General features: G+C 58.3%; 8 protein-coding genes and 1 pseudogene. 7 read left to right on the plus strand and 2 right to left on the minus strand.

What is annotated here, in order from left to right; genetic code table 11:
* Nucleotides 1-296 precede the first annotated feature (296 nt).
* The 5 genes and pseudogenes from Q2941_RS48745 (at nt 297) to Q2941_RS48765 (ending at nt 6,048) form a co-directional block, all read left to right on the plus strand.
* Nucleotides 297-782 carry a hypothetical protein gene (locus Q2941_RS48745; RefSeq protein WP_458197133.1) on the plus strand — a complete coding sequence of 162 codons (486 nt, stop codon included), beginning with the start codon at nt 297-299 and terminating at the stop codon, nt 780-782.
* Nucleotides 783-1,123: 341 nt separating this feature from the next.
* A complete protein-coding gene (locus Q2941_RS48750) occupies nt 1,124-2,101 on the plus strand; it encodes an SAM-dependent methyltransferase (protein ID WP_458197134.1) in 978 nt (325 codons plus the stop codon).
* 389 nt (nt 2,102-2,490) lie between these two features.
* Nucleotides 2,491-2,910 (plus strand): MreC domain-containing protein, encoded by a 420-nt coding sequence (locus tag Q2941_RS48755; protein WP_458197135.1) that lies wholly within the window; start codon nt 2,491-2,493, stop codon nt 2,908-2,910.
* A gap of 499 nt (nt 2,911-3,409) precedes the next feature.
* A pseudogene (locus Q2941_RS48760) lies at nt 3,410-4,588 on the plus strand (IS3 family transposase).
* 1,151 nt (nt 4,589-5,739) lie between these two features.
* A complete protein-coding gene (locus tag Q2941_RS48765; RefSeq protein WP_458197136.1) occupies nt 5,740-6,048 on the plus strand; it encodes a hypothetical protein in 309 nt (102 codons plus the stop codon).
* Between the two features lie 461 nt (nt 6,049-6,509).
* Here Q2941_RS48765 and Q2941_RS48770 read toward each other — a convergent pair whose 3' ends face one another.
* Nucleotides 6,510-6,809 carry a hypothetical protein gene (locus Q2941_RS48770; RefSeq protein ID WP_458197137.1) on the minus strand — a complete coding sequence of 100 codons (300 nt, stop codon included), beginning with the start codon at nt 6,807-6,809 and terminating at the stop codon, nt 6,510-6,512.
* 235 nt (nt 6,810-7,044) lie between these two features.
* Nucleotides 7,045-7,578, minus strand: a complete 534-nt coding sequence (locus tag Q2941_RS48775) for a hypothetical protein (protein WP_458197138.1) — start codon at nt 7,576-7,578, stop codon at nt 7,045-7,047.
* Between the two features lie 770 nt (nt 7,579-8,348).
* Between Q2941_RS48775 and Q2941_RS48780 the strand changes: the two genes are divergently transcribed.
* Both Q2941_RS48780 and Q2941_RS48785 read left to right on the plus strand, forming a co-directional pair.
* Nucleotides 8,349-9,245, plus strand: a complete 897-nt coding sequence (locus tag Q2941_RS48780; protein WP_458197139.1) for a DUF968 domain-containing protein — start codon at nt 8,349-8,351, stop codon at nt 9,243-9,245.
* Nucleotides 9,205-9,858 carry a hypothetical protein gene (locus tag Q2941_RS48785; protein ID WP_458197140.1) on the plus strand — a complete coding sequence of 218 codons (654 nt, stop codon included), beginning with the start codon at nt 9,205-9,207 and terminating at the stop codon, nt 9,856-9,858. The genes Q2941_RS48780 and Q2941_RS48785 overlap by 41 nt, the downstream gene beginning before the upstream one ends.
* The last annotated feature ends 78 nt before the right edge of the window (nt 9,859-9,936 follow it).

Genomic DNA, 9,936 nt, shown 5'->3' on the forward strand with positions numbered 1-9,936 from the left:
AAATGGTGATCACGATGCTCTGGAATGGGTGATCACGATGGCCTGGAATCGGTGATCACGATCGGCTGGAACGCGCATCAAATTAGCCTTCGGCCCGAGAAATCCCCTAGAGCGCGCGGCCCAATTGGAGCTATCGTTAAGGTCCATCGCCATCGTCGACAGTGCCACAACCAAGCAACTTGCGAAGGCACTCGCGCGGGCTGAGCAGAACCGGCTGGACGAACTCGGCTGAATGCGAAACGATGGAGCAAGGGAGATCGCTGCACCGACCGTGCGGCCAGACGAGCCGAGGCGATATGATCTTAAGCACCCACGCAGTTGTCGGCGGCGCCATCGCTTGCCTGTTCCCGTCGCACCCGGTCCTCGTTGCGGTTGCGGCCTTCGCAAGCCACTTTGCGATCGATGCGATCCCGCATTGGGATTATCCACTTCGAGCGATCACGTCAAAGTCCCGCGCTAACAATCGCCGCCTGCTGCCGGATCGGAAGCTTTTCCTCGATTTGGCTCTTATCGGCTGCGACGCTTGCGCGGGTCTATTAATAGCAATTTGGCTTTTCGCGACGCCGGCAACGATTGGAGTGATCGTGCTCGGCGCCCTCGCAGGCATGATGCCAGATCCCCTACAGGTCGTGCACAGGTTGGTTCCGAAGCAGCCCCTGACGACCTTGCAACGTTTTCATAGATGGGCCCACACGAAGCGGAGGCTTGGTTGGCGGCTCGGCATCAGTTCGCAAGCACTCTTTGCCGCGTCCGTATCCTGGGTAGTTTTGACCGTCGGGTGAGGGACGAGGAATTACCCTTGCCGCATCACTGTCCCGTAGGAATTCAGTGAAGGCGTGCACAATCGGACAACTTTCAACGCTAGGATGCTTGCATCAGAACTCCCACCCGATGCGCCGCCAGCAGGTGCGCTCGTGGAGTGACTCTGCTAATTTCGCGCGGCCACCGCCGCGCACGCGGCCGATGGCTTCGCCAATCCGGCGACGACGTCGAACGGCATCGAAGGCGTCACCGGCCCGAAGCAGCGGCCATTGGAACAACGCGCAATTCTGCTTCGGCGTTGCATTTTCAGAGGTGAGAATGCCAAGTGCTTTGAGAAGGTTTCAGCGGCTAAGGTGCAAGCTTGGACATCATTCTGATATTTCAGTTGCTAACGGCGATCATCGTCGCGCTATTCGTCGCATACAACTTCCTTCATTATGTACTCTTTCTGTTGGTGACTCGACCGAAGGACGCGAGCAAGATCGGCCACCAGCTTAATCAGTTCGAGCAGCGCCAGTTGGTCGAGTGGACACCGCAGCCAAACGACTTTCTCAAGCACGATGACGAGAAGCGTACATATGACGACGTGTTCGGCACGTATCGCGACGAACAAGCGAACTATAGCACATGCGTGTTCCCCCGAGCGGCATTCACGCGCCCCTACGAAGCCGACTACGTTCTTCTGAAACTGAAGGACGGGATGCGGCTGCTGGATCTCGGGTGCGGATCCGGCGCCGCGGCCGAATATCTCGCCAGCCGCCGCAATATCGAAATTGTGTGCGTGACCAATTCACCCGCGCAAGCAGAGATCTGTAGGCGAAAATTCGCGAAACTTGGTGGGCGTGGACAGGTGATCGTCACGGATTTCGACAGCCTCGATCTCCCGAGTGAAAGTTTTGATGCCATCTACGCGCTCGAATCGATAGGCTACACCAAGGACTTGGACGCTTGGCTGGCGCAGTGCTGGCGGATGCTCAAGCCGGGAGGACGTCTGTTAATCCGCTCACCGGGGTCGCTGGATCATTGTTGCCGTAAGGAGGATTACCTGAGCGTCACCGCCTTCTTCGAGAATTGGCGCTACAATTTCGTCGGCGCCAATCTCCTGGTCTACAAGATGCGCCGACTCGGCTTTGACCCGATCCGTTACCGGCGGCTACCATTCTGGGCTTGGGGCCTCACCTGGAACTTCATTCAACACATGCTGTTGTGGAAGTACCGGCTAAAGATGCGCACATTCGTGGAATTGGAACGGATCATTTGGCGTACTTCGAAGGCCTTTGTGTTCGGCAACCCGTACAACATGGTGCTGGCCGCCAAGCCGGCGAAAGCATCTCGCTGATGACTCTTGCATCCTCAAAAGGATCTACAGGAGGGAAATGCGGCGGGACGCGAAACTGAATCGATTGATCGAAGAACGCATCGATCGCCTGAATATGAAGCGCAGAAAGAACGACTAACAAACCTCCAGCCCACGGTTCGACGGATCCCGCCCTGTCGCGGACACTTTCCTGCGCGCCTAGGGTGCGGTACATTGATCGTCTTTCAATTAAGGGATTTCAATGGACCGGTCAGTTTGGGCAATTGCTGTCCTCAGTTTTATTGCGGGCATGCTTGCCGTTATCGTGCTGATCGAAATTATAAGGTTGAAGCCCGCTCCAGGAGTGGCGTTGATAGATGGCCATGTAATCGCGGTCTCCTAGGAGGCCAACGCGATTTCGGAGATGCACTATGACCAAGGAACGGCTCACTCAAGACGCAACAAGGGTATTTCTCTTGCCGCGAGCAATCTTCATTGCGACCTGTCTAGCCGCCGCATCGCCCTCGGTTGCCCAGCAAGTGCGGGTCATCACCGGGGATGTTGAGCATATCTATGGACCTAGCGGTGAGGTCCTCGACGATGCCGAGCTGCGTGCACGAAACGAGCGCGCCCTTGAGAGAGCACAGCTAGAAAAACAGCGCGCGATCGAGGAGCAGCAAATCGAAGCGGAGAACGAGCGACTTAGGCTTCAGCGCGAGCAAGCTGCTCTCGCCTATGCAACCGATCCGACGTGGGACTCAACATACGGCGGCTGGTTTTTCGTTGATCGCCGCCATCGGGGTCACGGAAGGATGGGCGTTTCGCCCAGGATGGGCAGCCCGAGACGATAAATCTCGACGATTGTAACCTCACTTGCGTTTGCGGGCGCGTCAACGCTATCGCCTGTTGCACAACAGGCTGCTTGAGACGCATCGCCAAAAAGCAATTGAAGCGGCGCTTCGCAGCACGATGGTGATTTCCTGAACTAACTGTGAATTTACCCGAGCTCCGGCGCCCAGCCTAGTCAGATCAGACGAAGCATGACCACTTGCGCCGCACCCTTCCGCGGATCGAGGACTTGAGCTTGTTGACCGCGCGAATGGCGATGCCGAACGGGAACGGATGGTTGGAACGCGACCTTCTTCACATAGCCCGCGACTGCCATTCGGCGTGCGCCCCTTAAAAAGAGATCACGTCACCAACGCCATAGCGCTTTTGACCGTACCCCTCGCCTTCGAAGCCCGTGGGAACCTCTTGGCTCGACCGCGGACTCGGCGTAGCATTGGGGCATTGAACCTCCTCCGAATTGATGGACACCTGTAGTAGGCTCGAAGAGCCAGGAGGTGTCGGATGGAAGGACGTCAGCGTCGGTCGTTTACGGATGACTACAAGCGGCAAGCGGTTGATCTCGTAGCGTCGAGCGGGCGCTCGATCGGATCTGTTGCCAGGGAGCTTGGCCTGCGCGATTCCGTGCTGCGGCGGTGGGTGGAGCAGCGAGGGGCCCGGCTAGAGCCGACGGCGGCGACGCGGCGCCCCACAACGCAGGCGACGCTGCCGTCGGCGGACCACGCGGCGGAGATCGCGCGTTTGCAGCGGGAGAACGAGCGGCTGCGCATGGAGCGCGATATTTTAAAAAAGTCCATTGCGATCTTTGCTGGAGTTCCGAAATGAGATTTCGCTTCATCGAAGATCGCCGCGCCGACTATCCGGTGACGATCATGTGCGGCGTGCTCGGTGTCTCGCCGGCCGGCTATTATGTCTGGCGCTCGCGCCCGGAGAGCCAGCGATCCGCCGCCAATCGTGAGCTCGTCGACGACATCAGGCGGGTTCACCGCGGCACCAATGGCCGCTATGGCAGCCCGCGCGTCCATGCCGAGTTGAAGGCTCAGGGCCGCGGGGCCAGCCGCGGTCGCATCGAGCGATTGATGCGCCGCCACGGCATCAGGGCCATCATGGCGAAGCCACGCCGGATGCGGACCACCGACAGCCGTCACGATTTCCCGATCGCCCCGAATCTTCTCGAGCGCAACTTCATCGCCGCCGCGCCGAACCAGATCTGGCTCGCCGACATCACCTACGTCGAGACCGATCAGGGCTGGCTCTATCTGGCCACGCTGATGGATCTCTACAGCCGCAAAATCGTCGGCTGGGCGATGGCGGATCATTTGCGCGCCGAACTGCCAATGGCGGCGCCTAGCGATGGCCATTGCGACACAGCGGCCTGGCGCTGGCTTGATCCACCATTCAGATCGTGGCGTTCAATATGCTTCGGCGGAGTATCGCAAGATGATGCAGTCCGCCGGTTTTCGGGCCTCGATGAGCCGCAAGGCCGATTGCTATGATAACGCGCCGATGGAGAGTTTCTTCCACACGCTCAAAACAGAACTCGTCCATCACCAGCATTATGAAACACGTGAGGAAGCCAGACGTGATATCTTTGCTTACATCGAGGGCTTCTACAATCGAAAGCGTCTTCACTCCGCCATCGGCTATATCAGCCCGATCGAGATGGAGCTAAAAGCAGCTTAACCCTGTCCATTTTTTCGGGGGAAGATCACATATTACTCCGGGGATAGAACCAATGCATCGAGTGCTCCTGGTCGGCGTTGCCGTGACCTGCTTTGCGGCGGCCTTGCTTTTCCGTTCCTCTGATGCGAATGCGGTGTTTTGGCGCGGCATAACCGCACCGACAAATATCGACATTCACGGCTGGCCGATCGTGAAAGAGCCTCCTCCTAGTCCATGCCAATGGATACGGGTGAGCGGTGGTTACTGGGTCCGGCAGTGCGTTGACTAGGCCTACTGCGTGCGTCCCGTCGCGCTCTAATCCACAATAATCAGTGCAAGCAGACCGGAGCCGAGCAGGCAAGAGACGTAAATTCTTCACGCATGTACGTTTCGCCAACGAACTCACCACGCCCCGACCATCACAAGAGTGGCGATGCTCAAAGCCGAGCAGCACAAGATGATGACAGGCGCGACTAAAGTTTGGTGAGACCGCATTGCTGGCTCTCCGAGTTAGAACACTCTAATATTACGTCGGCCACTGTTTTGCCGTGACTTAGCGGTTGCCGGAAAGTGGTTTCAATCCGAGGTCTTTGTTTCGTGCTCGCGCGGGCGAAACGAAGTCTCTTCACGGTTTCGCGAACGCGAAACAGAGCCAAAGACCGACGAATCCTCTCGGATCAAGCCCCGACCTCGGTTGGTTTTGACAGACGCAGTTCATTACGAGGCTCCCCGATCGACTCGCACAGCATGGTATTTGCCGCTGACGCCAGCCTTCGTCCTCAATTGAAAAATGGGCTCAGTTGTCGGCACGGTTTACATTCAGGTTGCTGGCTGATTTGCGGATCCCCGGGGGGCCTTATCGTTCATGCCCGGCGGGCGGGCGTCGCCGGTCACTGCCGGAGCCGCATGCCGGCGCAACCGGTTGCGGGTTCGCCTGTGGGCGGGGAAACGAGCCTGGGCAAGCATCCAAGACGACGGGCCAGCACGGCCGACTGGTCGAGAAGTGGACCCCAGTCGCCGCAGCGGCGCCATTCGCGGTCGGGCCTGATCGGCCGCTTCCTGTTCTTCCTAGAACGTCCGGAACAACAATGGCGATCACAACTAGTCCGACGGCGTTGCTCGCCTCCTGATCATAATGATATGTTTTAGGTATTTCGCACCGGGGATTCTTCATGAAGTTTCTTGGATTGGCGTCGTTTCTGGCCGTTTACTTCCTGTTTGTTGTCCCCGGCTCGGCCGAGGATAACCCAAACGGACCACCACCTTTGTCGGCGTCTCCAGCACCTGCGAAAAGTTATATGGGCTTCGAGAAGCCTTGCCCGGACCAAAATCCAAACATGCGCGAGCCGCGCAGGAATGAAACCTGCGATTATGTAACGATCATCAAGCGCTGCGAAGGCGACCTGACGGAGCGCCTATTCCGGCGGCCGCGTGAGATCGGGGTGGACCATCCGCGGCGTCTTGCCTGTCATTCGGACTGAGTATCCACCCACAGTCTAGCTTCGCCGGGACGCGGACGCTGCCGCGAGTGTCGAGAAGCTGGACGCATGCGGCCAGAATTCAGGGCGTTGACGGGGCTTCAAGGTGGGGCGGCAATGACCGTCGCCTAGGATGCAAATCAAAAGGTGTTGCCGCCCTTATCAGCAACCGCAGTTCGATGGCACCGGTCTTCAAGAACAAACTTTGGCCGCGGCTGTTAAGGCGCCAGTATCCCGACCTGCGACTGCCTGATTGAAGTTTTCGATTGATCCAAGCTGATCGAACTCGGCTTACGATCCAAGCGGAACACGCGCAGCGAGGCCACTCGGCCGCATGAGGGCCCTTTTTCCCTGTCTAGAGTCTGCCTCAATTGGCGGCCTGCGGGTTTCGAAACCACAGAGGATAGCATTGGACAAGTGGCTGAGCCGATCCTAAGCTTCGCCCATTGCGGAAATCGAAGCTGCTAGGCGCGGTTCTGAGTATGGACTGGTCCTACTATCTCACGGGAGCTGCAGTAATCCTGCTTCTGCTTGCCTATCACCTGCATGGCAGGCTGTTCAGGAGGGATACGCTGCGGGACGAGAAACTGAATCGACTGATCGATGAACGCATCGATCGCATGGACCTGAAGCGCGACAAAAAGCACGATCAATCGTCCCGCACTCGGCCCTAGCGGTCCGCCGCCCCTCTGCGCTCTGCTTGCGTGCGCAAATATCCCAACTTGAGAAATAAGCTTCGCGCGGTTGAACAGGATTTTGCGCACCGGGTAGGCCCCTGCTGTCCGTTCAAGCGGGATTCCTGATCGGCGGTATACTTCTCGATAGTCACGAACAGCCTGGCGGGCAGGCTGCTAGCCGGCTTAACCGGTGCTCCCGCAGTTCGGCGGAGCGGCGCGCGGTTAAGAGCGCTTACATTTTGCCAGAGCCCCGCCTTTAGTTGCCGACCGCGAGCGCGGCCATAGCGTAGCTCCGAAATTTTGTACGCGCGGCTAGACGACGTCACGCGGTCGTTGGACGAGACGAGATAGTACGCAACCAACTTATCAAAGCGCTTATTTCCCTTCGCACATGAAGGATATAGAGAAGGTGCGTGATCGCAAAGGAGAGAAGGCAAGTCCCCAAAATGGTCGCCATCACGTACAGACCGGCACCGGCCGGGACCGCCACGGGAAGTAGCGATGCCTGCGTGACGGTGGGTACGAAAGCCTGCCAAGAAATGACCAAGAAGCCCGCATAGGCGGCGCTCAAATGGGTGGCGACAGTAAAGGGAAGCCTCGATTTGGCCAGCAACCCGTAGCAGGCCAGCAGGAAGATCGGAAGCGCGATTCCGAACAACTGAAAACCGTCAATCGTGACGATGTAGCTCAAGAGTGCGTCGCTTCGCTGAAAGATCCCAAACATTCTGAGGTTGATGAACCAGAGAAGTTCGGAGCTGGGGGCATATTGAAGAGCACGCGCAGCCAATTCGGCGCAAAGCGTGGCGACAAAGAGCGCCAACGGTCCGAGGAATTGCAACCTGAAAAGACGATTCATGAGGCGAATGCCAGTAGGTCAAGAAAAGCTTGGTCTGGCTTACGTTAAAAACGTTTAGGTTGCCTTAATTGTTCCGCCGCGGGGGGCACGCGTTTTTGCCCATATCAATATAGAATCAAAAGGAGTGAGCCGGCGTCGTGACCTTAGTGAACGACGGAAGCGTGTCGGGCGGCAACTGCTGCAGTCGGAAGCCGGCCCTGGAGGTTGAGCGCAGACCTGGCGAACTCGAGAGGGCCGTCGCTCAACCCGGGCAACCCGGTGATCGCCAACAACCTCGAGGCGGTTCATCGAAAGGCCGCCGAACAATCAGCCATAAGTTTTCAATTATTCGTTTGATTCTTACTTGCAAAAATTGGCTAAATCTTTAGGTTAATTAATACCTAGATCGAATCTACGTTGTGGCCGCTGGCCTGGCTGGCCCGGACGATGCTGCAGCACCGTGATTCGTCGGAGTCGGCGCCGACGACGCAGCCGGGACACCTGTGCCACGGTTTTCGGCTTTACCGGACATTTTCAAGGATACCGCGCGTGACGCGTTATCCTTGGCCGCGCATGCTCGGAGCTCATACCGATTTAATTTGCGCAATTCCGGTATGAGCCTCCGCACCGCCTCCGCGGTGCACTCCATCTCGTCCGAAGGCATCGAAGCCACAGCGGCCGGCTTCGGCCACTTTACCGGTTGGTCAAACGGCTGGCGCTTTAGATAACGCAATTCCGCTGCAAACGAGCGAAAACGAAAAGGCGGTGGTGCGTTGAGACCGCCGAATTCAATGACAAGGTTGATTATGTTCGCCTTGTTTAAGGCGCTTATCGATGAACTTGCAAAACCGGACGAAGTCACGGTGCTAACGGCATGGGCGCAAGGCGCCTTGCCGCGCAAGAAGCGGCTCACGAAGTCCGATGCGTTGGTGCTCGAAGCTGCCTTTGCTGCGCGGCTCGTCAGCCTTGGCGAGCCCAACAAGGTGGACGAACCGCAGGAGAAAGTCTCTTGCGATTTGACTCATACGCAGCAGAGACCTGCTGACGCGATCATGATGTTAAGCAAGCCGGTGCGCGACCGAGACCGGACTCATTTGAAGTTCGTCGCGACCCAGTCCTGTCTGGTCTGCGGTCGTTGCCCCTGCGACGCCCACCACATCAAGTTCGCGGACAACTGGACGGCGGGCCGAAAGGTAGCCGACCGCTTCACCGTACCGCTTTGCCGGCTGCACCACCGCGATCTGCACCGGCGCGGGCATGAGCGCGCCTGGTGGCAAAAGACCGGCAATGCCCCCCTGCCCATCGCCAAGGCGCTCTGGGACAGGACCCATGCTCCCGCCCCAGCAGAGCTCGGAAAAAACCGTGACCATCCCGTCTCTGGCAGCGGACCGAACCGGCCTGTAAGCCTCGGCGAAACCTTGAATTACGAAACGACGCCAATTGATCGAGGGGAGCCACCATTATGGCGCGACAATCAGGATGAGAGCGCGTCTCACCCTGATGCCGCCGCCCACACCATGACGTCTCCGCGGCAGATTGAGGCCAATCGGCGCAATGCGGAACTCAGCACTGGCCCGGTAACACCGGAAGGCAAGCAGCGCTCACGACGCAATGCCATTCGCCATGGGCTAACGGCCGAGACTGTCATTGACGCGCTGGAAGATGCTGAGGATTATGCCCGGCTTTGAACTGGCCATCACCGCTGACTTTGAAGCGACCTCGGCGGTCGAGCGCGAACTGGTGTTGCGGTTGGCCAGCCTGTTGTGGCGGTTGCGCCGCGCCACCGCCATTGAGAGCGGATTGTTCAGGATGCAGGCACAGGAGCTGCTGCAGTTTCGTCGGAGCCAGCAAGGGCATCGCCGGCGGCAAACAATCATCGACGATCTTTGTCGTTCCGCTGCCCCAACCAGGCTGGCTCAGAAGGAGAAGCCTAGCGCCAGCTTCGGTAGCGATCGCGATATCAGCGCGGCATCATCCCACGAAGCAGGCCACAAGGATGATCTGACCTGCTCCTTCGTCGGGCTGACCGAGCTGCCCACATGTCCGCTTGACCGGCTTAGCCGATACGAGGCAAGGCTGTGGCGCCAGGCTTGCCAGATTTTATTTGCGCTGCAGTTCACGGCTCGTCCGAAGCGGTGGACGGCAGTGCGCTTTCGCAGTGGATGGCAGCACAAGCGTGGTCACCTCGCGTCATCTCGCTCATCGCCCAGATCTTGCGCCATTGAAGGCAATCACGGCGACGCACCGCCGGCTGACCGCACGGCTTGTAGGCCGGTAGGTCGCGCTTACGGTAGGGTGTAATGTAAGCGTCGTTCCGCTCCCACCTTCTCGCGGCACATGGGATAGGCGAGTTTCACGATCTCTTTAAAGGGATCGGCC

This window comes from Bradyrhizobium sp. UFLA05-153 (genome assembly GCF_054185185.1).

Bases quoted from the DNA above. Each gene is read 5' to 3' on its own strand.
- Q2941_RS48780 (WP_458197139.1), top strand. From the start codon at position 8,349: ATGACAAGGTTGATTATGTTCGCCTTGTTTAAGGCGCTTATCGATGAA.
- Q2941_RS48775 (WP_458197138.1), bottom strand. From the start codon at position 7,578: ATGAATCGTCTTTTCAGGTTGCAATTCCTCGGACCGTTGGCGCTCTTT.
- Q2941_RS48765 (WP_458197136.1), top strand. From the start codon at position 5,740: ATGAAGTTTCTTGGATTGGCGTCGTTTCTGGCCGTTTACTTCCTGTTT.
- Q2941_RS48755 (WP_458197135.1), top strand. From the start codon at position 2,491: ATGACCAAGGAACGGCTCACTCAAGACGCAACAAGGGTATTTCTCTTG.
- Q2941_RS48745 (WP_458197133.1), top strand. From the start codon at position 297: ATGATCTTAAGCACCCACGCAGTTGTCGGCGGCGCCATCGCTTGCCTG.